Consider the following 22,978-nt stretch of genomic DNA (forward strand, 5'->3'; position numbering starts at 1 on the left):
GCGTCAAACCTGCATGATTTCCTGCTGTTTCTCTGATAGCATTTCATCAACCTTAACGACATAATTGTCCGTCAGCTTCTGGATATCGTCTTCCGCCTTCTTGCGGTCGTCTTCAGAGAAATCACCATCTTTTTCCGCAGACTTGGCGTCGTCCATGCCATGACGCCGTACGTTGCGAATGGCGATTTTTGCATTTTCCCCATAACTTGCGGCCACTTTGGCAAGCTCTGCGCGACGTTCCTCGGTCAATTCCGGGATTGGCACCCGAACCATCGCGCCGTCGACCACGGGATTAAGGCCGAGCCCAGCATTCCGGATACCTTTTTCGACAGCCTTGACATTGGTCTTGTCCCATACCTGAACACTGAGCATTCTCGGTTCCGGTGTGCTGACCGTGCCGACCTGGTTGAGCGGCATGGAAGCGCCATAGCTTTCCACCGTGACCGTATCGAGCAAGCTAATATGCGCGCGACCTGTCCGCAGCCCGGCAAACTCATGCTTTAGCGCGTCAAGCGCACCCTGCATGCGTTTTTCAAGGTCCTTCAAATTTGGCGCCGCCATCTTAATCTCTCCTCCATCACCGGGACGGTTCTCCCGGCCTCTCTTAATTATAAACCAGACGATGCTATATCGTTAAACAACTTCTGTGAAACATCCTTCTTTTTTAAGGACACGGGCGAAGGCCCCCTCTTCCTGGATCGAAAATACAAGGATAGGAATATGGTTTTCCCGCGCAAGTGAAATTGCCGCGGCGTCCATTACCTTGAGGTCTTTGGCCAACACATCAAGATGGGACAGGGTTTCATACCGTTCCGCATCGGAGTGAAGACGCGGATCCTTGTTGTAGACGCCGTCCACATTCGTCCCCTTTAGTAGGGCGTCACATTTCATTTCAGCCGCTCTGAGTGCGGCTGCCGTATCCGTCGTAAAATAGGGATTGCCGGTACCGGCCGCGAAAATAACGATCCGGCCTTTTTCCAGGTGACGCTCCGCGCGGCGGCGAATATAGGGCTCACAAACAGCTGACATCGGGATGGCGGAAAGGACCCGGCTGTGCATGCCGAGGGCCTCAATCGCATTCTGAAGTGCCAGGGCATTCATCACGGTCGCCAGCATCCCCATATAGTCGGCGCTGGAGCGGTCCATTCCCTTGGCGGAACCGGACATGCCGCGAAAAATATTACCGCCGCCCACAACGACGCAAACCTCAACGCCCATATCATGGGCAACGCCGATATCCTTGGCTATTCGGGAAACTGTCTCGACATCAATACCATATTGCTGACTTCCCAAAAGTGCTTCACCGGAGCATTTCAAGAGAACTCTGCGGTACTGAGGCTTATTCGACATCTTCTTCCCCACAACTCATACAAATGGTTAACGGCATCGGCAAGACAGCATACAGAAAAAGTATGATTTGAAAAGCCGCGATGCCGCACATAAAAATATGGCGGCCTCTGAAGGAGACCGCCATAATTTCTTTATACTGCCGCTATTATTGAACAGCGGCGGCGACTTCGGCTGCGAAGTCGCTCTCTTCCTTCTCAATCCCCTCGCCAACGGCGTAGCGGACCATTCCGACGACTTCGATCGGGCTGCCAATTTCCTTGGCGACATTCTCGATCGCGGCCTTAACCGTATTTTCACCGTCAATCACGAAAGTCTGCTCCAGCAGGACAACGTCCTTGTAGAATTTGCTGAGGCGGCCTTCGACCATCTTGGCGATAATCTCTTCCGGCTTGCCGGATTCACGTGCCTGCTGTGACAGAACCGCGCGTTCACGCTCAACGGCTGCCGGATCCAGATCCGCAACACTGATCGACTGCGGGCTTGTTGCCGCTACATGCATCGCTATCTGTTTGCCAAGTGTTGCAAGCGCGGCCGTGTCCCCTTCGCTTTCGAGAGCGACGAGAATACCGATCTTGCCAAGGCCGTCAGAAACAGCGTTATGAACATAGGACGCAACAACGCCGTTATTCACGCTCAACCGAGCCGCGCGACGCAGGGCCATGTTTTCACCAATCGTGGCGATGGCATCCGTTAGCTTTGCTGCAACCGTGTCGGACCCACCGGGGAACGTCGCGGCGTTGATCTGCTCCACGTCATCGCTGGTTTCAGCGGCAACAGCGGCAATCCCGCTCACAAGATTCTGGAAATCCTCGTTACGGCCAACGAAGTCGGTCTCGGCATTCACCTCAACCACTGCGCCAGAAGTGCCGCTGGCGGCTACGCCAACAAGGCCTTCCGCTGCGACGCGGCCGGATTTCTTGGCAGCTGTTGCAAGGCCCTTGGTCCGCAGCCAGTCAATCGCTGCATCCATGTCGCCGTCTGTTTCCTTCAGCGCTTTTTTACAATCCATCATACCCGCACCGGACCGGGTGCGGAGTTCTTTAACCATTCCCGCTGTGATAGCAGTCATTATTCATCCTCGCGTTTGATTTCTTAAAATGGGAAAGCGCCCTATCTCCTACATAGATAGGGGCGCCCCTCTCAGATTTAAGACGCTTGCGCGCTTGCCTCGTCACCTTCAGCTTTTTCCGCAGCGGCTTCTTCCGCCGGCGCTTCCTCAGCAGCTTTTTCTGCCGGCAACTCTTCGCTCAGTGCCGGCGTTTCCGCGGCACCAAGATCGGTTCCCTGGCTCGCCATTTCCACGGAGATACCGTCAATGACCGCCTGCTTGAACAGATCGCAATAAAGGCTGATGGCGCGGAGCGCATCGTCATTGCCCGGGATCGGGTAAGTGATGCCGTCCGGATCAGAGTTACTGTCGAGGATCGCAACAACCGGAATACCGAGCTTGTTGGCTTCCTGAACTGCCAACTCTTCCTTGTTGGTATCGATCACGACGATTACGTTGGGCAGGCCGCCCATTTCCTTGATACCGCCAAGTGCCCGTTCCAGCTTGTCCCGCTGGCGGGTCATTTTCAGGACTTCCTTCTTGGTCAGGCCTGTATGCTCACCGGCGAGCTGTTCTTCGAGCTTGCGCAACTGCTTGATCGATTCAGAAACCGTCTTCCAGTTGGTCAGCATACCGCCGAGCCAGCGATGGTTGACATAGAACTGGGCACACTGTTTTGCGCTTTCCGCGACCACGTCAGAAGCCTGACGCTTTGTGCCGACGAAAAGTACACGTCCACCGCCTGCAACGGTATCGCGCACGACTTTAAGTGCCTGATAAAGCATCGGCACAGTCTGCTGCAGATCAAGAATATGGATTTTGTTGCGAGCGCCGAAAATATAAGGACCCATTTTCGGGTTCCAGCGGCGGGATTGGTGACCAAAGTGAACACCAGCTTCCAGAAGCTGACGCATAGTAAAAGTTGGCAGAGCCATTCTGCATTCTCCTTTTCCGGTTGAACCTCCGTGAGCAGTGGTCCAAAGGTTCATCCTCAGAACACCGGAAGGGAAAGACCAACACAGCCTGACCCAAAGCCCACGTGTGAATTTAACAGTGCGCTAAATAGGCCCCTCCGCCGCCATATGCAAGGGAAAAATGCTGAATTACCGACAATTACGGAGCAAATAGCTAAATATCGTGAACATCGATCACACCCGGAGCGGATTTCAGCGCCTGACGCACTTCCGGCGTGATATTGGCCTGGTCGGACAGATCGAATTCGACTTCTTTCGCCTCGGTCTCAAGATTCAGGACAAAGGCGACACGCCCCCGCCCCCGCCCCCCCTGTTTGAGAATTGTGGCTACTTCCGCCAAAGGCTTGTCATCATTCGCGAAAATACGCACGCCGTCGGCGATGGTCGCCGCCATTGTCTCGAGGCGCTGCAGACTCTGGACCGTCAGGCGCGGCTGGTCATTGTCAAGATTTCCGGTCACCCTCAAGACAAGCGACTGCCCGACGACAAGAAGATCGCGGTATTTGTCCAGTGTTTCCGAAAACAACGTAACCTCATAAGCGCCGGTCGCATCGGAAAGCTGGACAAAGGCAAGCGGCTTGCCCTTGCGCGTGCGCAGTTCCCGCTTGCCCATCACCGTGCCCGCAAGAATTCCGGCGCTCTCCGTCGCGCCGAGACCCGCCAGATAGCTGGCCGCATTGCGGACGCCGGCCTTATCAAGGGTCTTGTCCCAGGCGTCGAGCGGATGGCCGGAGAGATAAAAACCGATGGAATCGAATTCCTGCTTCAGCTTCTCCATTGATGTCCATGGGGACACTTGCGGCAGATCAGGCCTGACCACCAGCGATTCCGCCGCCCCGCCAAACAGGTTCACCTGCCCGGATCCGCGTTCCTCTTCCGACTGCTGCGCCAGGCGTAGGAGAGTTTCGATCGAGGCGAACACCTGCGCGCGATGATCCAGAAGGTCGTCGAACGCACCGGCCCTGACGAGATTTTCCGCCTGACGTTTATTCATGTGCTTCGGATTGAGGCGTTCGGCAAAATCAAACAGATCCTTGTAAGCTCCATTCTCCGCGCGCTCCCGCACGATGCCGGCCATTGCTTCCCGCCCGACATTCTTGACCGCCGCGAGCGCGTAACGCACCGCCCCCTGCTCGCCGTCAAATTCCACCGAAAACTCCACCTCCGACTTGTTCAGGCAGGGCGGATAAACGGGAATTTTCATCCGATCCAGATCCTGGCGGAAGATATTGAGCTTGTCCGTATTGTTCATGTCGAGACTCATGGACGCGGCCATGAACTCCACCGGATAGTTCGCCTTGAGATAGGCGGTATGATAGGAGACGAGCGCATAAGCGGCGGCGTGAGACTTGTTAAAGCCGTAGTTCGCAAATTTCGCCACCAGGTCAAAGATATGAGTGGCGTCTTTTGCCGCAATTCCCTTTTCCTTGGCCCCCTTCGCGAAAATAGCGCGCTGCTCATCCATCTCCTTTTGAATTTTCTTGCCCATCGCGCGGCGCAAGAGATCCGCATCGCCGAGGCTATAGCCCGCCAGGGTCTTGGCGATTTCCATCACCTGTTCCTGGTAGATGATCACGCCATAGGTTTCCTCAAGCACAGGCTTGAGTTCAGGGTGGAGATAGTCGGGCTCCTCCTCCCCATGCTTGCGGCGGATATAGGTGGGAATGTTTTCCATCGGGCCCGGACGGTAGAGCGCCACGATGGCGATGATATCCTCGAACGCGTCGGGACGCATCTTGCGCAGCATGTCCCGCATACCGGAGCTTTCAAGCTGGAAGATACCGATCGTGTTGCCGGTGGAAAGAAGCTCAAACACCGCCGGGTCATCAAGCGGCACTTTTGCATAGTCAATCTCGATACCGCGGCGGGCAAGAAGCGCCTTGGCACGGTCGAGGACCGTCAGGGTTTTCAGCCCGAGAAAGTCGAATTTCACCAGACCGGCGGTTTCCGCATATTTCATCGAAAATTGCGTTACCGGCATATCGGAGCGTGGATCGCGATAGAGCGGTACCAATTCCTCCAGCGGCCGGTCGCCGATCACAACGCCGGCGGCATGAGTCGAGGCATGGCGATACAGCCCTTCCAGCTGCAGGGCTATCTCAAGAAGCCGCGCGACATCCTGATCGTTGGCCCGCTCTTCCCGGAGGCGCGGTTCCGTGTCCAATGCTTGCTGCAGGCTGACCGGATTGGCCGGATTGGCGGGAATCATCTTGCTGATTCGGTCGACCTGACCATATGGCATCTGGAGAACGCGCCCGACGTCGCGCACCGCTGCCTTGGCCTGCAGCTTACCAAAAGTAATGATCTGCGCGACCTGGTCATGACCATATTTATCCTGCACATAGCGGATCACCTGTTCGCGCTTGTCCTGGCAGAAATCGATATCGAAGTCGGGCATGGACACGCGTTCGGGGTTCAGGAACCGTTCAAAGAGCAGACCGAAGCGAAGGGGGTCCAGGTCGGTGATGGTCAGCGCCCAGGCTACGACGGAACCTGCGCCCGAACCACGGCCCGGGCCCACCGGCACATCATGCTCTTTCGACCACTGAATAAAATCGGAAACGATCAGAAAATAGCCCGGGAACCCCATTTCATTGATCACGCCGATTTCATATTCGAGCCGGTCAAAATATTCCTTCGACTTGGCCTCCCTATCGGCGTCCGTCATCTCCTCGGTAAAGACTTCATTTTCAAGCCGGATCTTGAGGCCATCCGTTGCCATCGCGGCAAGCTCGCCGGCTTCATCCCGACCCTCCGCGGAGGAAAACGCCGGCAATATCGGATTGCGTGTCGGTGAGGCAACGGCGCATCGCTGCGCAATCACCAGCGTATTGTCGATAGCCTCTGGCAGGTCAGAGAAAAGCGCGACCATTTCCGCCTGCGACTTGAAATAATGCTCCGGCGAGCGCTTGATCCGGTCCTGGTCGCCGACATATTTCCCTGTCGCAATGCACAGCAGCGCGTCATGCGCTTCATACATATCGCGGCCGGCGAAAAATACCTCGTTCGTCGCGACCAGTGGAATATCCAGATCATAGGCAATTTTCAGCATACCGGGCTCGGTCCGCTGTTCCAGCGGCAGCCCATGACGCTGGAGTTCCATATAAAGGCGGCCATCGAATGTCTTGGCAAGTTTTCGGGCATAGCCCTCCGCCGCATCGAGTTGATCCGTCGCAATCAATCGCCCGATCGGCCCTTCCGCCCCGCCGGTCAGGCAAATTACCCCTGCCGCATTCGCCGCGAGAAGTTCAAAGGGAACCTGCGCCGTCTCACCGGACTCGGTCTTGAGGAAACCGTAGGAAGTCAGTTTCAGGAGATTGTTGTACCCCGTTTCATCCTGAGCCAGCAGCACGACCGAATCCGGCTCCGGCCGACGACCGCTTCGATCAACGCCGTCTTCGCGCATGATCGCAATCTGGCACCCGATAATCGGTTGCACCCCACCGCCCATCATCGCCAGGGAGAACTCGAGCGCGCCGAACATATTGCTCGTGTCCGTGATCGCCACGGCGGGCATGCGATTGTCCGCGCATAGCTTCTGAAGCTGCTTGACCGGCACCGCCCCTTCCGAAAGGGAATAGGCGGAATGGACACGCAAATGCACGAAACGGGGATCACCCTGGACGCTGGACAACGGCTCATCTCCAATCTGTGATTTCAGCCGACCCACTATTGCACGTCCTTATTAAAAGATCAGGCCTTGACAGCCTCACCCGCCAAATTTCTTGTGGATAACTCCCCCTCTTCCTGCCTTAAGCTTTGGTATCAACACTTACCCTGTCAGCCCCGTCACGATATCCGCCCAGAACACCATCATGCCCAGCGCACCCGCAAAAGCCGCGCATTCAAACCCACTTTTTATGATCCGATCAATTTCCATGATTGCTACTCCTTATTGTCTGTTGAGACGCATAATGTTCTTGTTTTGTTCTTTTGTCAATCAAATATATCCAAGCCCCTTATCTTCTGGTAAATGACTATAATCAAAAGGATTTCTAGAATAATTCAAACAAAACCAGTGAAAACACCCTTATTTCGAGATGGTTTTTATACCATCCTTCTCTGGCCAGTTGATTAACGAAACATCTGTTTCCGACGTACTATCAGAGGCGATGTAAGTCGTAGTGGACGGGAAGGCAAAATCGGCGCCGCGTGCGCGGACAATCTCGACGATCTTCATCAGCACTTCTTCCTGAATACGCAGGAAATCAGGCATAGTTCCAACCGCCACATAGGCATAGATTTCAATATTAAGGGAATAGTCACCAAGCTCAACGAAGCGGACACGCAGCGGATCATCCTTTATCCGGTCATGATCCTCAAGATATTTGTGAATAGCATCTATAATCACGATCAGTTGTGCTTGCGTGGTCTCATACCTCAGTCCAATGCGGTGACGCAGATGGAACTGGTCACGGCGACTGTAGTTGGTGATTTTTCGCTTGGCGAGGTCCGCATTCGATATGGTGATGACCGTTCGGTCAAGCGCCCTAATCCGGGTGGAGCGGATGCCGATTGATTCGACCGTACCCGAAAGATTATCAAACTGGCAGAACTCGCCAACCCTCACCATCCGGTCCGCATACAAAATGATGCCGCCGATCAGGTTCTCGATGGTTGGCTGGGCGGCGAGTGCGATTGCCAGGCCGCCGACACCAAGACCGGCAATCACGCCATAGACCGGAATACCGATCTGCGTTGCGCCATAGCCCATGATAATCAACGCCACTGTACAGGCAAATACCCGAAACCCGGTCCGGAGCAGGCTTGCATCGATACTGCCCGTCGGAACCGAAGGGTTTCTAACGGCCGAGGAATACAGGAAATTCAACAATTGATAGGTTAGCAACGCCACGCAAGACCAGATTATAGTTGTCGTCATCGTGCTGATTCCCTGCATCAGCCCGCCGGTAATATTAATTTGGTCGTTGCAGATGTAGCGATACAGTAATGCGAGGACTATCAGGGCACCGCAGGATGTCATCTGACGAATTTGACGACGCGCTGTTACCTCTTCCTCTTCAGTCTGTTCAGACCTGCGAAGAAAAACAGCAGGCGTAAGGACAAACAGGAGTGTCAGAACGCCAAACATTAACCATTGCCAAACCGTCTGATTGTAAAATTCCTTCTGCAGCCAATCCGGTCCAGCGATGACCAGATCATACCATTTTGGGGCAACAAAGCCGCCCGGCGTATAGATATAATAATTATAAAGATCCTCTGTCCGGTCATGTTTCAGAGGGAAGTTTTTTATCGTTTCGTAATCTTCCGGAATGCGCTCAACCGTTTCCTTTGAAAATAAATAGGCTCCCTGTTCGGCGCCCTGGTGCAGGCGTGCAATGACAATGTTTGTCCCCGGAACAGACCAATTTGAGGACAAACTCGCGACATCCGCAGCGGCAGGAAAAATACCCACTTCATAACCCGGAATACTGGATAGTGTCGGCAATTCAATTCTATCAAATATTTCAAGAAGCTGGAGGACGACCTCTATGCGAACATGCTCGCGCGCACTTGCCGGAACGGCACTCAAATCGAAGGTCTGCGACGCTTTTTCAAGGATCGTCCGAACCATGCTGAGTCGCTGATCGTCAGCTTCACTCAAAAACAGTGTGTCGCCCCTCGCATAATCATCGCGCACATCAAGCCAGATATTACGCGCTTCCCCCATGAGGAAGAGGAAACTCTCTATCGTGGCGCGCGGACTGGACGTGTCCGGGGGTGAGATAGGGTTTTCAAGCAGATATTGCCTTTGGAGGCGGCTTGGGTCCGGATGTATGTCCGGCACGATTCTTGGATTAACTGTCCCGTTACCATCAACTTCCTGCGCAACCGCAGAAGGCGCCACAAAACCAATGCACAGAAAACATAGCAATAACGCCATGATCAAGGTCTTTGGTCGCTGAAATCCATTGAAGGTGAAAACCGATAGTAAGTTCGACATGCCGTCCCATACCCAATTCATTTTAGAGTTAATGGGATATTGTCGAAACTTGCTTTAAATTATCTTAAGAAAATTCCTGCGCGGGAATAACAAATGGCTAACTTAGGGATAAAAAGGAAGATCACCACTAATTCGCGAAATCTAGCCCACGACCAGGCTATGGTCATGAACACGCACAATGCGATCCATGCGACGGGCAAGATCGGTATTATGGGTCGCGACAAGGGCCGCAACGCCGCGATCCCGGGTCACATCGAGAAAATACTGGAAGACCATCTCGGCCGTCTGTTCGTCAAGATTGCCTGTCGGTTCATCCGCGAGTAAAATCAACGGATTATTGGCCAGTGCCCGGGCAATGGCGACACGTTGTTGTTCTCCCCCGGACAATTTCGCCGGACGGTGAGAAAGGCGATGTTCCAACCCCATCCGGGTCAGGAGTGCCGTTGCATGTGCCTTTGCCTTTTTCTTGGGAACACCGGAAATCAGGTTTGGCATCATGACATTTTCGAGCGCCGAAAATTCCGGGAGCAGATGATGGAACTGATAGACGAATCCGATCTTGTCGCGACGGACTTCCGTCCGTTTGTTATCTCGCGTCTTGCTGCAATCGACCCCGTCGATCAGAACCGATCCACTCGTCGGCGGCTCCAGCAGGCCCGCAATCTGTAAAAGCGTCGATTTGCCTGACCCAGATGGGCCGAGCAGCGCAACGATCTCACCGGGACGAAGCTCGAGCACCACTTTTTCAAGGACAAGGAGCTTTTCCGGGCCTTGTGCGAAGGTCCGGCCAATATTATCCAGCTTGAGGACCGGTTCACTCATAGCGCAATGCCTCCACCGGATCGAGACGCGCGGCGCGCCAGGAGGGGTAGATCGTCGCAAGCAGCGAAATGACCAGGGCCATGATGACCACCGTTGTTACCTCTACCGGATCGATTTTCGCGGGCAGACGGGACAGGAAATAAATCTCGGCGGAGAAAAGCTCGGCCCCGGTTATCCCCTCGATAAGCCCCTTTATTTTGTCGATATTCTGGCAAAAGCCAAGGCCCAGCAAAAAGCCGAACAGAGTGCCGACAACGCCAATACTGGCGCCTGAGATAAAGAACACGCGCATGATCATGCCGCGCGTTGCCCCCATGGTCCTGAGGATCGCGATATCCCGCCCCTTGTCCTTAACCAGCATGATCAGGCTGGAGATGATGTTGAACGCAGCGACGAGGATGATCAGGGTGAGGATCAGGAACATGACATTCCGTTCCACTTCAAGGGCGTTGAAGAAGCTTGCACGCGACTGCTGCCAGTCATAGATAAAGGCGCGAATGTTAACCGCCTGGATAACCTCGCGGCGTATTTCTAGTGCCTTGTCCGGATCGACCGCAAACACCTCAAGGGCGGTAATTCCGTCGCCAAGCCGGAAATAGTTCTGCGCTGCTTTCAGCGACATATAGATATAACCGCTGTCATACTCATACATGCCGGTATCGAAGAGCGCCGCAACGTCATAGGTCTTGACCCGGGGCATCGTCCCGAACGCCGTCGGGGTGCCGTTGGCCGAGATAAGCTTGACCTTGTCGCCCGCGGAAATTCCAAGGGTACGCGCAAGCCGGTAGCCGAGAATGATCGAGTTATCATTACCGAAGGTTTCAAGCGAACCCTCAATAATATTTGTGGAGAGGACATCAAGCGACACAAGCTGGTTTGGCGATATACCACGGACAAGGGCACCACTCGCTGCCTTGCCTGACGCCATTACCTGCCCTTCGACAATCGGCGTAACGCGGACCACATCGGGAATATCGGCCAATCGGGCGACCACACCGTCGAAATCGACGAGGGGCTCCTGTGCTGGTGCCCGTACTTCATAATGACCGTTAAGCCCAAGAATGCGGTCGAGAAGCTCAGCACGAAAACCGTTCATCACCGACATGACGATGATCAGGGTTGCGACGCCAAGGCCGATCCCGAGAAAGGAGAAGGTCGCTATGACAGAGATAAACCCTTCCTGCCGCCGGGCGCGCAGATAGCGAAGCGCCATTGTCCATTCAAAACGGGAAAACACTAGTTCTTGCCCGCCAACAGATCCAACGCGGCCTCAACGGAGAGTTCCTGCTTATTGCCGGAGGCGCGGTTCTTCACCTCGATAACGCCGGATTTAACGCCGCGCGGACCGATGGTTGCCTGCCAGGGAAGCCCAATCAGGTCCATATTCGCAAATTTCTCTCCGGCGCGGCCGGCCGTATCGTCATAGAGAACATCAACACCGGCACTGAGGAGCTTTCCGTAGAAATCTTCACATGCGGCATCGCAGGCCTCATCACCGCTTTTGAGATTGATCAGGCCAACCTTGAACGGTGCGACACTTTCTGGCCAGATAATGCCGTCATCGTCATGGCTCGCCTCAATTATGCCGCCCACAAGACGCGACACGCCAATACCGTAAGAGCCCATGGAAACGGTGATGTCCTTGCCTTCCGGCCCGGCAACAGATGCCCCCATGGCATTTGAATATTTTTCACCGAAATGGAAGATGTGGCCGACCTCGATCCCGCGGCGGGTAACAAGGTCCGCGTCGCTCACATCGCATTTGTCCGGATCATGCATATCATCCGCCGCCGCATAATAGCTGGTCCATTGATCGACAATTTCCTGCAGTTCCTGTGCGGTATAGTTGTCGCGGTCCGGCGTTTTCTGCGCGAGCAGATCTTTATGGTAGAACACCTCGCTTTCACCGGTATCCGCGAGGACAATAAACTCGTGAGACAGGTCGCCGCCGATGGGACCGGTTTCCGCCCGCAAGGGAATTGCGTTCAGCCCAAGCCGCGCGAATGTCTTCAGGTAAGCTACGAACATATTGTTATAAGCCGTTTTCGCACCTTCATAATCCAGATCGAAGGAATAGGCGTCCTTCATCAGGAATTCCCGCCCCCGCATGATTCCAAACCGGGGCCGAACCTCATCACGGAACTTCCACTGAATATGGTAGAGATTAAGCGGCAGGTTTTTGTAGCTCTTCACATGGGTCCGGAAGATATCCGTGACCTGCTCCTCATTCGTCGGACCGTAGAGCATGTCGCGTTCATGCCGGTCGGTGATGCGCAGCATTTCCTTGCCATAGTCGTCATAACGACCGGATTCCCGCCAGAGATCGGCCGGCTGTATGGTCGGCATGAGAATTTCAAGCGCTCCGGCACGATCCTGCTCTTCGCGCACGATCCGCTCGATATTTTTCAGCACCCGAAAGCCAAGCGGCAGCCAGCTATAGATCCCGGCGGAAGATTGCTGGATCATTCCCGCGCGCAGCATCAGCCGGTGGGAAACGATTTGCGCTTCCTTCGGGTCTTCCTTCAAAGTCGGTAGAAAAAAACGGGACAAACGCATTGGGGCCTCGGCTCAATAAGACGGAGTTGATTAGATTTCAGACTTTTAACGGGATTTACAGAGATTGCAAGGCTTTCACCCTATTGATACCGCTTGCGGCATTCTTTGGCGATCGCGTTCTCGGCCGGATCCGTCAGCTCCTGACCATTAAAGAAAAGCCGCCCAGACGCGATATCATATTCCACTGTTCCCACATAAACTTCTGCATTCTCAAGTTTCGGGTTGTAATTCTTCAACAAATCCTTGAACGGCAAAGATAATTCAATGAAAATCTGGTCCGGAATCTTGACCTGATTGTCATTGAGGTCGGCGGGCGCAACAGACTTTCCATGAACATCAACACCCGGCTTATAGGTTACATCCGGGTCGGCTGTATATTTCACGATCCGTTCGCAGTCCGTGCGCGACACCTCCATCCGGACATCCTCTGCCAAAGTCAGGCCCGTGGACGCGAAGAGAAAAGCCAGACCAAGAAGACAGCGGATCATACATTCTGTTCCTTAACTATTCTGGAAAAATGCCCGTAGATCAATCAGTTCCAGCTCGAAGATCGTCCAGATAATGATAAATATCAGGGTCGTGATCACTGTCGTCATCGCAAATTTGATCCAGATTCTGGGATTGGCCGGTGCGCTTTCCACAGTTCCCGGCTCCATCTCCCCCTCTTCTTCGCTCTGAGGCCTTACACCCCAGGGCAGGACGGTGAACAGGACTACCATCCAGGTGATACAGAAAATAACGATGCCGCCGACAAAAGACATATGGGTGACCTATACCTGTTCCAGCTCAACCAGAGTACCGCTAAAATCCTTGGGATGCAGAAAGAGAACCGGCTTCTTGTGAGCGCCGATCTTGGGCTCTCCATCCCCGAGTATACGCGCGCCCTTGGCTTTCAGCCGATCCCGCGCCGCAATGATATCCTCTACTTCATAGCAAACATGATGGATACCACCCGAGGCATTTTTCTGGAGAAAACCCTCGATCGGGGAGTCTTTCCCAAGTGGATGCAGTAATTCGATCTTCGTATTTTCAAGTTCGACAAAAACCACGGTCACGCCATTATCGGGCTCGTCCTGGGGTGGGCTTACCTTTGCGCCGAGAGTGTCACGATAGATCGCCGCCGCTGCCTCAAGGTCCGGCACGGCAATAGCAACATGGTTCAATCGTCCAATCATCTTTTATTCTTCCTTATTCTTCTTCAAACCTAATCACGTAAATATCTGTTATCGGTCGCCGGCCCGCCAGTCTCCGAAAAACCCGCCGTACCGCATTATGCGCTGTTTCCTCAACCTTGCCGTCATCCAGTTTATCTTGTTTTTTCAACTGATTATGGCTCGTCATTATTTGTTTACATAATTCTTTTTGCAGATCGGGAAACAAATTCTCATCCAGCACACCACGCAAACGGATGATCGGGTCTTCCGTTATCTCACCCTTGTCGTTGACGATCACAACCCCGCTTATACTGCCATTATAAACAAGGCGGCGTCGGGTTGACAAAAATTCCCCGTCAAGCGGCGTCAGCCCGCCTGCATCGACAGCAAGCCGCCCCGACAGCACATCGTCAATGATCTTCGCGTCACCCGGAGCCAGTTTTAAAACATTTCCATTCGTAATTTCAATAGCCTGCTCAACGCCGAGAGACAATGCCAGTTCACAATGCGCGCGGATATGACGCGCCTCGCCATGCACCGGGATCGCTATCTTCGGTTTCACGATCCTGTACATGTCAGTCAGTTCTTCCCGCGCTGGATGGCCCGAAACATGAACAAATTCATCGGCTTCGGTGATGACATTTACACCGGACTCGGTTAGCTGGTTATGCAGCCCGTAGAGCGACTTTTCATTTCCAGGGATCACCTTGGAAGAAAATATCACGGTATCCCCTTCCGAGAGCTCGATATGCGCATGCTCTCCGCGGGCAATGCGGGCCATGGCACCGCGCGGCTCACCCTGACTTCCCGTACACAGCAGCAGTATCTTGTCGCGCGGGATATGACCTGCATTTTTCTCATCAAGAAATGGCGGCAAGTCATTGAGGTACCCCGCCTTTTTGGCAGCACCTGTCATCCGGTGCAGCGACCTGCCGACGAGAACGACATGCCGGTCATTCCGCTCCGCCACATAGGCGATGGTCTTCAGCCGTGCGATATTGGACGCAAAGGTTGTCACGGCAATCCTGCCAGTCGGGATATCCCGCAACAGGACATCGAGACTGTCCTGCACCGCCAGCTCTGAACCGGAGACGCCTTCCTTGAATACATTCGTGGAATCACAAATCATCGCGAGCACACCAGCTTCGGACACTCTCTGCATCTTTGCGAGATTGCTGGACGGCCCCACAACCGGATCAGGATCCAGCTTCCAGTCGCCGCTATGCAGAACCCGGCCATACGGCGTGGTGATCATCAGGGCCTGCATTTCGGGAATCGAATGGGTGAGATCAACAAAATCAATATGGAAGTCACCGATAGCCATGGAACTGCCGGGCGCGATCACATTCACTTCTACCTCATCTCCGAGCCCTTCCTCCGCCAGCTTGAGCGACAGGATCTCGGCCGTGAACGGACTGGTATAAACCGGACAGCGGAACTGCGGCCAAAGCCGGGCGACGGCACCTACATGATCCTCATGGGCATGGGTGACGATTATCGCCAGCAGATCCTCGCGCCGCGCCGCAATCCAGGCCGGGTCAGGAACGATTACATCAATTCCCGGCGCGCGATCGTCGGCAAAGGAAATCCCGCAATCAATCATCAGCCACTTGCCGTCACAGCAATACAGATTAAGGTTCATGCCAATCTCCCCGCTGCCGCCGAGGGGGAGGAAATAAAGGCCTTCCTTAAGTGTCGTATCAAGAGTGGTCATAAAGTCTTTCAGCTATTCCGGTAAAAAATTTCAACCAGCCCGATAAGGGTCAGGTCACCATTAACAATCTCGATCATGTCCGTGCCCTTGGAGAAAAGTGGCGCGAGCCCCCCAGTAGCCACTGTTTTCATGTCGGTGCCATATTCCGCGCGGATGCGGCTGACCAGCCCCTCCACCATCGCGATATATCCGCAGTAGATACCCGCCTGCATGCATTCAATGGTGTTCTTGCCAATCACCCGGCCGGGTGCCTCCACGGCAATACGGGGGAGCTTGGCCGCAGCCCGATACAGGGCATCAAGACTGAGGTTGACGCCGGGTGCAATCACGCCACCGATATAGTTCCCGTCTCCATCGACAACATCGAAGTTTGTCGCCGTTCCGAAATCTATCACAACAAGCGGGCCGCCATACAGGGAATGTGCGCCCACGGCATTAACGAGACGGTCCGCACCGGCCTCGGACGGGCGGTCGATCAGGGGTGTCATGCCAAGATTGACATTCGCCTCCCCGATCACCAGCGGGGTCACCCCGAAATAGCGGCGGCAAAATCCCTTGATATTGAACAGCGTCTCGGGCACCACGGTAGCGACAATTGCATGTTTCACATTTTCAAGATGCAACCCGTCGATGGCCATTGCCTGGCTCAGCCAGACGCCATATTCCTCGGCGGTGCGAGAGCCGGATGTTGATATCCGCCACTCGTTGACCAGTTCCCGGCCCTTGTATGCCGCACAGGTTATGTTGGTATTTCCGACATCGATCGCCAGTAACATCAAGACCTCCTATTCAGTAGGGGCAGAGGGAACTATAAACACTTCTCCCGCCGTTATCATTTTTCTTTGGCCGTTATCCATCGTCAGGATAAGGGCACCGTTATTATCCAGGTCCGAAAAGACGCCTTCCAGCATCTCGTTGGAAAGACGCACCGTGATCCGCCCGCCGAGCCCTGTCGCATGGGCCAGCCACTCCTCGCGGATTGGTGCGAAGCCGTCTCGTTTCCAGCTCATATATAGGTCAAGGAACGCATAACCATAGGCGGACAATACTTCCTTAACCGTGACGTCGGCACCGACTTTCGTCAGTGATATCGCGGGAAGACCGTCCGTAATTTCGGGATAGGTGGCAATATTGATTCCGGTCCCAACGATGACGTAGCTCATCTGGCCGTCCGGTTTCATTTTGCTTTCCAGAAGAATGCCGGCTGATTTACACCCCCCTATCAGCACATCGTTCGGCCATTTCAGGCGAACATCAGTGCCGGGGTCAACAAATTTTGTCACGGCCCTACGGATGGCAAGCGCTGTCAGAAAGGAAAGACGCGCGGCTGAGGACGGATCGCATTCGGGCCGTAAAATCAGCGAACAATAAAGATTGCCTTCGGGGCTTGACCATTGCCGGCCTCGACGGCCGACCCCTTGCTGCTGCCTTTTTGCCCAGACAAGGGTTCCTTCGTCCGCTCCGGCGTCGGCGAGTGCACGTGCCTCCAGATTTGTGCTGCCCACGGTTTCAAGCGCCGTGAGCCCGTAAAACGGCGGGAGGTCAATCCCGCCATCCATAGTCTGGATCACGGGAAGAGCACAGCTGCCGCAGCCTGGGCACCATCAAGCAAGGGTCCCGGGAAAATGACGAAAAAGGCGATGAACAGCCCGGACGCTGTCATGATGACGGACTGTGTCCGGGTGGTTGGCTCGAATCCCTCGGCCGGATCATCGAAATATATGATCTTGACGATCCGCAGGTAGTAATAGGCCCCGACAACAGAGGTCACCAAGCCGATCACAGCAAGCGGGATAAGTCCAGCATTGACCGCGGCGATAAAGATATAGAACTTCCCGAAAAAACCCGCGAGCGGCGGAATACCGGCCAGGCTGAACATGAAGATGAGGAAGAAGAAGGCCATCCAGGGCTGAGACTTGCTGAGACCCGCGAGTTCAGAAATATCCTCAACCATGCCATCACGATGGCGCATGGAGAGAATGCAGGCAAAGGTGCCGATATTCATCACCACATAGATCGACATATAGATCAGGACGCCGCGCACCCCTTCTTCCGTGCCCGCGGCAAGCCCAACAAGGGCATATCCGATATGCCCGATCGAGGAATAGGCCATCAGCCGCTTGATATTCTTCTGGTTGATCGCGGCAAATGCCCCGAGAATCATCGACGCAATGGAAACAAAGACAATAATCTGTTGCCATTGGTCGACCAATTCCCCAAAGGGTGTCACGAAAACACGCAGGAACAAGGCGATTGCCGCCACTTTCGGTGCCGCGGCAAAAAAGGCGGTGACCGGGGTCGGTACACCTTCGTAGACATCAGGTGACCACATATGGAACGGAACTGCCGATACCTTGAAGGCAAGACCAGCAATCATAAAGACCATCCCGATCAACAGTCCGAGGCCCGCCTCTTCCTTCTCACCTGTGAACAAACCGGCGAGAACATCAAAGTTGGTCGTACCGGTAAATCCGTAGATCAGGGAGACACCATACAGCAGCATGCCCGATGAGAGCGCGCCAAGAACGAAATATTTAAGGCCGGCTTCTGTCGAGCGAACGCTGTCGCGCTTGAACGCTGCTGTCACGTAAAGCGACAGGCTCATCAGCTCGATACCCATATACATGGTCATCAGGTCATTCGCAGAAATCATGACCATCATGCCAAGCGTGGCAATCACGATCAGGATTGGAAACTCAAAACGAACCAGCTTTTCACGCTTGTTAAAGTCGATCGACATGATGATGGCGAACGCAGAGGCGCCAAGACAAAGCGTCTTCATGAAGACACCATAGGCGTCATCGCGGTAAAGACCGTCAAATGTGGTGACGGTGGTGTAACCATCAAACTGGACAAGCAATCCGGCAATGATAAAGGACAGCACCGACAGCCAGGAAATCAGGCTTGTCGCCTTGTTTCCCCGGTAGGCGCCGACCATCAGCAGCGCCATGGCGACACAGGCGAGGAATATTTCCGGAAGTGCGATTGAAAAATCAGGCAAAACCATTTCTTTAAACCTACCTACTTAGCCGCGTTGAGTATTGATTTGCTGGCCTGCATGGCCGTTTCATGCTGATCCATCAGATTGATGACAGAGGCATGCATAACATCCAGGAACGGCTCCGGATAGATCCCGATCCAGAACGCCACCAGGACGAGCGGGGTAAAAATCAGGATTTCCCGCCGGCCAACATCCATTATATTTTTAAGGTCATCCTTCACCAACTCGCCAAAGACAACCCGGCGATACAGCCAGAGGCTATAGGCCGCCCCGAGGATAACGCCGATTGTCGCGAAGAAGGCGACCGTTGTGTTGACCTGATAGGCACCAACGAGGATCAGGAATTCACCCACGAACCCGCTGGTCCCGGGCAGACCGATTGTCGCCATTGTAAAGATCAGGAAAATCAACGCATAGCGCGGCATCCGGTTGACGAGGCCGCCATAGCGCGAAATTTCGCGAGTGTGCAACCGGTCATAAACCACCCCGACACAAAGGAACAGCGCACCGGAAACGATACCATGACTGATCATCTGCAGGATGCCGCCTTCGAGCCCCTGCTGTGTGAATGTGAAAATGCCGATGGTGATAAAACCCATATGCGCAACGGATGAATAGGCGATCAGCTTCTTCATATCCTTCTGCACAAGGGCCACGAGCGATGTGTAGATGATCGCGATTACGCTGAGCGCGAAGACGAGCGGCGTAAAATACTCCGACCCTTCCGGGAACATCGGAATGGAGAACCGGAGGAATCCGTAGCCCCCCATCTTCAACAGCACCCCGGCCAGAATGACAGAGCCGGCCGTCGGCGCCTGAACATGGGCGTCAGGCAACCAGGTATGCACCGGCCACATCGGCACCTTCACCGCAAAGGAGGCAAAGAAGGCGAGCCATAGCCAGAGCTGCAGGTGCGGATCGAAATTAAAGCCGATCAATGTCGGAATGTCCGTTGTCCCGGCGATGAAATACATCGTAATCATCGCCACCAGCATCAGGACCGACCCGATGAGAGTATAGAGGAAGAACTTGAAGCTGGCATAAACACGCCGTCCGCCGCCCCAGATGCCGATAATCAGGAACATCGGGATCAGGCCGGCCTCGAAGAAGAGGTAGAACAGCACCATATCAAGCGCGCAGAACACACCGATCATCAGCGTTTCCATGACCAGGAACGCGATCATATATTCCCGCACACGTACGTTAATCGCTTCCCAGCTTGCCAGGATACACAACGGCATCAGGAAGGTCGTCAGGATGATGAACAGCATCGAAATGCCATCCACGCCCATGTGATAATTGATGTTGTTTCCAAGCCAGCTGCTCTTTTCCACGAACTGGAAGGCCGCGGTGTTGTTATCGAAATTGATCCAGATAAAGAGCGAGATGACGAAGGTGAACAGGGTTGTCCAAAGCGCGACCCAGCGGGCATTGCGCGCCGCCGACTCTTCCTTGCCGCTGGTCAGCAGGATAAGCACTACCCCGATCAGGGGTAAGAATGTCACCGTTGATAAGATTGGCCAATCAAGCATGACTTAATGTCCACCTGCAAAGAAAAAGTAAGAAACAAAGGCTGCGACGCCGAGAAGCATGGCAAACGCGTAATGATACACATACCCGCTCTGCATCTGAGAGGCGCGCCGCGCCAGCACCAACACACGACCGGCAATTCCGTCCGGGCCCAGCCCATCGATCACCTTGCCATCCCCGAAATTCCATAAGAACCGGCCAATGGCCTTGGCGGGACGGACAAGGATGAAGTCATATAGCTCATCAAAATACCATTTGTTGAGCAGGAACTGGTAAAGCGCCGAATGGGTCTTGGCGAGTTGCACAGGAATGTCCGTCCGGCGGATATACATGTTGAAGGCAACCAGGATGCCGAGGGCAGTCGCGATCAACGGCGTTGCGATGACCCAGCCCGGCACATCATGGAAATCATGCATGATATGGTTTTCGGGTATGAAGAAAAGAGCCTCGCCCCAGAATGCCTCATACCCATGCCCAACCATTGGTCCGTAGAAACCCATACCGGCAAAGATTGCGCCAGCCGCGAGGACATACAGCGGAATTAGCATCACATTCCCGCTTTCGTGGATATGCGACATTACTTCCTTGCTTGCCCGCGGCTCGCCATGGAAGGTCATGAACAGCAAGCGCCAGGAATAAAACGCCGTCAAGACCGCGGCGGCGACACCCATCCAGAAGGCATACATGCCAAATGGGCTGCCTGACGCGAACGCGGATTCAATGATCGCGTCCTTCGAATAGTAGCCCGCGAAGAAGGGGACTCCCGCAAGTGCCAGAGAACCGATCCACATCATCGCATAGGTGATCTTGATATGGCGCCAGAGGCCGCCCATCTTGCGCATGTCCTGCTCATCGGACACGGCATGAATCACCGACCCGGCCCCGAGGAACAGAAGCGCCTTGAAAAACGCATGGGTAAAGAGGTGGAAGATTGCCACCGGATAGGCACCGACACCGATCGCAAAGAACATATAGCCAAGCTGTGAACAGGTCGAATAGGCGATCACCCGCTTAATATCGTTCTGTACGAGGCCGACAGTCGCCGCAAAAAACGCCGTGGACGCGCCGACGACGGTCACCACCATCAGGGCATCAGGTGAATACTCGAAAATCGGCGAACAACGCGCGACCATGAAGACACCAGCCGTCACCATCGTCGCCGCGTGGATAAGCGCGGAAACAGGCGTCGGGCCTTCCATAGCGTCCGGCAACCAGGTGTGCAGGCCGATCTGGGCGGACTTGCCCATGGCCCCGATAAAGAGCAGCAGGCAAATCGTCGTCAAAATATCGACTTGATAGCCCAGAAACTCGAATGTCTGGCCGACCTGGCTTGACGCAGCGGCAAAAACGTCGTCGAAGCTGACGGAATCAAAGACAAGATAGATGGCCATAATGCCAAGGGCAAAGCCGAAGTCACCAACCCGGTTGACAACAAATGCCTTGATTGCTGCGGCATTTGCAGTTGGTTTCTTGAACCAGAACCCGATCAGCAGATAACTCGCGAGCCCAACCCCTTCCCAGCCGAAATAAAGCTGCACGAAGTTGTCGGACGTTACCAGCATCAGCATCGCAAAGGTGAAGAGCGACAGATAGGACATGAATCGCGGCTTATGTGGATCATGTGCCATATAGCCGATGGAATAGACATGCACGACGGAGGAGACCGTATTGACCACCACCAGCATAACGGCTGTCAGGCTGTCAATCCGAAGCATCCAGTTGACGTCGAAATCACCTGAATCGATCCAGGTCAGCAGTTCCACAACTTCCGTCGTCTGCTGGAACGCGATCTGGTAGAGCGCAACCCAGGAAAGCAGGGCGCTGATAATAACGGCGGTACAGGTAATCAGTTGGCTACCGCGATCCCCGATGGCGCGGCCGAACAGCCCGGCAATCAGTGCCGCAAGCAGCGGCAGGAAAACGATGAGGACGTACATCATGATTTTGTCTTAACCCTTCATGTGATGGATGTCCTCAACCGCGATGGTGCCGCGATTTCGGAAATAAACTACGAGAATGGCAAGTCCGATCGCCGCCTCACCGGCTGCGACGGTCAGAATAAACAGCGCGAATACCTGCCCGACAAGGTTGCCCAGATAGGCGGAGAAGGCGACAAGATTGATATTGACGGCAAGCAGCATCAACTCAATCGACATCAGGATCACGATGACATTCTTCCGGTTCAGGAAAATGCCGAAAATACCCAGGGTCAGCAAAATCGCGGACACTGTCAGGTAATGTGCAAGACCGATTTCCATGTTTCCCCCTTACACGCCTTGTCCAGGCTCAACTTTACGAACCGCCATCGAGTCTTCAGGACGACGGTATACCTGGCGTGCAATATTCTGTTTGCGGACACCCGGCCGTGACCGGTTGGTCAGCACGATCGCGCCGATCATCGCCACCAGCAGGATCATGCCCGCAATCTGGAACAGATAGGCATAGTCCGTGTAAATAATGTGCCCCAGCTGCTCCGTATTGGTGAGGTCGGACACAACAGGCGAGACCTGCGATCCAACCTGTATGGCTTCCGGCGACAGGGCCCAGCCACTGACCACCAGGATCAGCTCAATCAACAGGATCAGGCCAATAAGTCCACCAATCGGCAAATACTGCAAAAACCCCTGACGCAGCTCGGCGAAATTGATATCGAGCATCATAACGACAAAGAGGAAGAGAACGGCCACGGCGCCCACATAGACAACCACCAGGATCATCGCAATAAACTCCGCCCCCAGCAGCACAAACAGCGCCGCCGAATTAAAGAAGGCGAGGATTAGGTAAAGCACGGAGTGAACGGGATTCTTCGCCGAGATCACCATAAATGCCGAGGCAATGGTCATCGCCGCAAAAAGATAGAAGGCAATAGTCGAGATAATCATCGC

At 54.3% G+C, this 22,978-nt stretch carries 20 protein-coding genes; all 20 read right to left on the bottom strand.

All coding sequences use genetic code 11. From position 1 onward, the window contains the following. Positions 1–3: 3 nt before the first annotated feature. The 20 genes from frr to J0X12_RS15470 all read right to left on the bottom strand — a co-directional run bounded on the left by frr (position 4) and on the right by J0X12_RS15470 (position 22,975). Positions 4–561, bottom strand: a complete 558-nt coding sequence (frr, locus tag J0X12_RS15375; protein WP_207047322.1) for a ribosome recycling factor — start codon at positions 559–561, stop codon at positions 4–6. 72 nt (positions 562–633) lie between these two features. Continuing rightward, complete coding sequence (gene pyrH / locus J0X12_RS15380) at positions 634–1,350, bottom strand: UMP kinase (RefSeq protein ID WP_207047323.1); 717 nt, start codon at positions 1,348–1,350, stop codon at positions 634–636. Positions 1,351–1,495: 145 nt separating this feature from the next. After that, positions 1,496–2,419, bottom strand: coding sequence for a translation elongation factor Ts (gene tsf / locus J0X12_RS15385; RefSeq protein WP_207047324.1), 924 nt, complete (start codon positions 2,417–2,419; stop codon positions 1,496–1,498). 77 nt (positions 2,420–2,496) lie between these two features. Continuing rightward, positions 2,497–3,333, bottom strand: coding sequence for a 30S ribosomal protein S2 (rpsB, locus tag J0X12_RS15390; RefSeq protein ID WP_207047325.1), 837 nt, complete (start codon positions 3,331–3,333; stop codon positions 2,497–2,499). A 193-nt stretch (positions 3,334–3,526) separates the two neighbouring features. Further along, complete coding sequence (dnaE, locus tag J0X12_RS15395; RefSeq protein ID WP_207047326.1) at positions 3,527–7,006, bottom strand: DNA polymerase III subunit alpha; 3,480 nt, start codon at positions 7,004–7,006, stop codon at positions 3,527–3,529. 396 nt (positions 7,007–7,402) lie between these two features. Continuing rightward, on the bottom strand, positions 7,403–9,316 hold the full coding sequence (locus J0X12_RS15400) for a mechanosensitive ion channel family protein (RefSeq protein WP_207047327.1): 1,914 nt from the start codon (positions 9,314–9,316) through the stop codon (positions 7,403–7,405). A gap of 141 nt (positions 9,317–9,457) precedes the next feature. Further along, entirely contained in the window at positions 9,458–10,138 is a 681-nt protein-coding gene (locus J0X12_RS15405) for an ABC transporter ATP-binding protein (RefSeq protein WP_207047328.1), read from the bottom strand. Beyond that, positions 10,131–11,375 (bottom strand): lipoprotein-releasing ABC transporter permease subunit, encoded by a 1,245-nt coding sequence (locus J0X12_RS15410; protein WP_207047329.1) that lies wholly within the window; start codon positions 11,373–11,375, stop codon positions 10,131–10,133. Before J0X12_RS15410 ends, J0X12_RS15405 begins: the two co-directional genes overlap by 8 nt. Then, positions 11,375–12,694 (bottom strand): proline--tRNA ligase, encoded by a 1,320-nt coding sequence (gene proS / locus J0X12_RS15415; protein WP_207047330.1) that lies wholly within the window; start codon positions 12,692–12,694, stop codon positions 11,375–11,377. Before proS ends, J0X12_RS15410 begins: the two co-directional genes overlap by 1 nt. Positions 12,695–12,774: 80 nt before the next feature. Continuing rightward, positions 12,775–13,182 (bottom strand): hypothetical protein, encoded by a 408-nt coding sequence (locus J0X12_RS15420; protein ID WP_207047331.1) that lies wholly within the window; start codon positions 13,180–13,182, stop codon positions 12,775–12,777. A 12-nt stretch (positions 13,183–13,194) separates the two neighbouring features. Beyond that, a complete protein-coding gene (locus J0X12_RS15425; RefSeq protein ID WP_207047332.1) occupies positions 13,195–13,455 on the bottom strand; it encodes a DUF1467 family protein in 261 nt (86 codons plus the stop codon). Positions 13,456–13,464: 9 nt separating this feature from the next. Beyond that, on the bottom strand, positions 13,465–13,869 hold the full coding sequence (mce, locus tag J0X12_RS15430; RefSeq protein ID WP_207047333.1) for a methylmalonyl-CoA epimerase: 405 nt from the start codon (positions 13,867–13,869) through the stop codon (positions 13,465–13,467). Positions 13,870–13,882: 13 nt separating this feature from the next. Next, positions 13,883–15,562: a ribonuclease J gene (locus tag J0X12_RS15435; RefSeq protein ID WP_207047334.1), complete on the bottom strand. Its 1,680-nt coding sequence runs from the start codon at positions 15,560–15,562 to the stop codon at positions 13,883–13,885. Positions 15,563–15,570: 8 nt separating this feature from the next. Beyond that, positions 15,571–16,338 (bottom strand): type III pantothenate kinase, encoded by a 768-nt coding sequence (locus J0X12_RS15440; RefSeq protein ID WP_207047335.1) that lies wholly within the window; start codon positions 16,336–16,338, stop codon positions 15,571–15,573. Between the two features lie 9 nt (positions 16,339–16,347). Further along, positions 16,348–17,133 carry a biotin--[acetyl-CoA-carboxylase] ligase gene (locus J0X12_RS15445; protein ID WP_207047336.1) on the bottom strand — a complete coding sequence of 262 codons (786 nt, stop codon included), beginning with the start codon at positions 17,131–17,133 and terminating at the stop codon, positions 16,348–16,350. Beyond that, positions 17,130–18,569 (bottom strand): NADH-quinone oxidoreductase subunit NuoN, encoded by a 1,440-nt coding sequence (gene nuoN / locus J0X12_RS15450; protein WP_420497088.1) that lies wholly within the window; start codon positions 18,567–18,569, stop codon positions 17,130–17,132. The genes J0X12_RS15445 and nuoN overlap by 4 nt, the downstream gene beginning before the upstream one ends. A gap of 14 nt (positions 18,570–18,583) precedes the next feature. Beyond that, entirely contained in the window at positions 18,584–20,095 is a 1,512-nt protein-coding gene (locus J0X12_RS15455; protein WP_207047338.1) for an NADH-quinone oxidoreductase subunit M, read from the bottom strand. A gap of 3 nt (positions 20,096–20,098) precedes the next feature. Further along, entirely contained in the window at positions 20,099–22,030 is a 1,932-nt protein-coding gene (nuoL, locus tag J0X12_RS15460) for an NADH-quinone oxidoreductase subunit L (protein ID WP_420497092.1), read from the bottom strand. A 12-nt stretch (positions 22,031–22,042) separates the two neighbouring features. Further along, entirely contained in the window at positions 22,043–22,351 is a 309-nt protein-coding gene (gene nuoK, locus J0X12_RS15465) for an NADH-quinone oxidoreductase subunit NuoK (RefSeq protein WP_161315086.1), read from the bottom strand. 9 nt (positions 22,352–22,360) lie between these two features. Beyond that, a complete protein-coding gene (locus J0X12_RS15470; protein WP_207047340.1) occupies positions 22,361–22,975 on the bottom strand; it encodes an NADH-quinone oxidoreductase subunit J in 615 nt (204 codons plus the stop codon). Positions 22,976–22,978 lie beyond the last annotated feature (3 nt).

This window comes from Sneathiella sedimenti, assembly GCF_017313765.1.
Taxonomy (GTDB): domain Bacteria; phylum Pseudomonadota; class Alphaproteobacteria; order Sneathiellales; family Sneathiellaceae; genus Sneathiella; species Sneathiella sedimenti.

Bases quoted from the DNA above. Each gene is read 5' to 3' on its own strand.
- frr (WP_207047322.1), bottom strand. From the start codon at position 561: ATGGCGGCGCCAAATTTGAAGGACCTTGAAAAACGCATGCAGGGTGCG.
- J0X12_RS15440 (WP_207047335.1), bottom strand. From the start codon at position 16,338: ATGTTACTGGCGATCGATGTCGGAAATACCAACATAACCTGTGCGGCA.
- nuoK (WP_161315086.1), bottom strand. From the start codon at position 22,351: ATGGAAATCGGTCTTGCACATTACCTGACAGTGTCCGCGATTTTGCTG.
- J0X12_RS15420 (WP_207047331.1), bottom strand. From the start codon at position 13,182: ATGATCCGCTGTCTTCTTGGTCTGGCTTTTCTCTTCGCGTCCACGGGC.
- J0X12_RS15455 (WP_207047338.1), bottom strand. From the start codon at position 20,095: ATGCTTGATTGGCCAATCTTATCAACGGTGACATTCTTACCCCTGATC.
- J0X12_RS15435 (WP_207047334.1), bottom strand. From the start codon at position 15,562: ATGACCACTCTTGATACGACACTTAAGGAAGGCCTTTATTTCCTCCCC.
- proS (WP_207047330.1), bottom strand. From the start codon at position 12,694: ATGCGTTTGTCCCGTTTTTTTCTACCGACTTTGAAGGAAGACCCGAAG.
- nuoL (WP_420497092.1), bottom strand. From the start codon at position 22,030: ATGTACGTCCTCATCGTTTTCCTGCCGCTGCTTGCGGCACTGATTGCC.
- nuoN (WP_420497088.1), bottom strand. From the start codon at position 18,569: ATGGTTTTGCCTGATTTTTCAATCGCACTTCCGGAAATATTCCTCGCC.
- mce (WP_207047333.1), bottom strand. From the start codon at position 13,869: ATGATTGGACGATTGAACCATGTTGCTATTGCCGTGCCGGACCTTGAG.
- rpsB (WP_207047325.1), bottom strand. From the start codon at position 3,333: ATGGCTCTGCCAACTTTTACTATGCGTCAGCTTCTGGAAGCTGGTGTT.
- J0X12_RS15470 (WP_207047340.1), bottom strand. From the start codon at position 22,975: ATGATTATCTCGACTATTGCCTTCTATCTTTTTGCGGCGATGACCATT.
- J0X12_RS15425 (WP_207047332.1), bottom strand. From the start codon at position 13,455: ATGTCTTTTGTCGGCGGCATCGTTATTTTCTGTATCACCTGGATGGTA.
- tsf (WP_207047324.1), bottom strand. From the start codon at position 2,419: ATGACTGCTATCACAGCGGGAATGGTTAAAGAACTCCGCACCCGGTCC.
- J0X12_RS15400 (WP_207047327.1), bottom strand. From the start codon at position 9,316: ATGTCGAACTTACTATCGGTTTTCACCTTCAATGGATTTCAGCGACCA.
- J0X12_RS15405 (WP_207047328.1), bottom strand. From the start codon at position 10,138: ATGAGTGAACCGGTCCTCAAGCTGGATAATATTGGCCGGACCTTCGCA.
- pyrH (WP_207047323.1), bottom strand. From the start codon at position 1,350: ATGTCGAATAAGCCTCAGTACCGCAGAGTTCTCTTGAAATGCTCCGGT.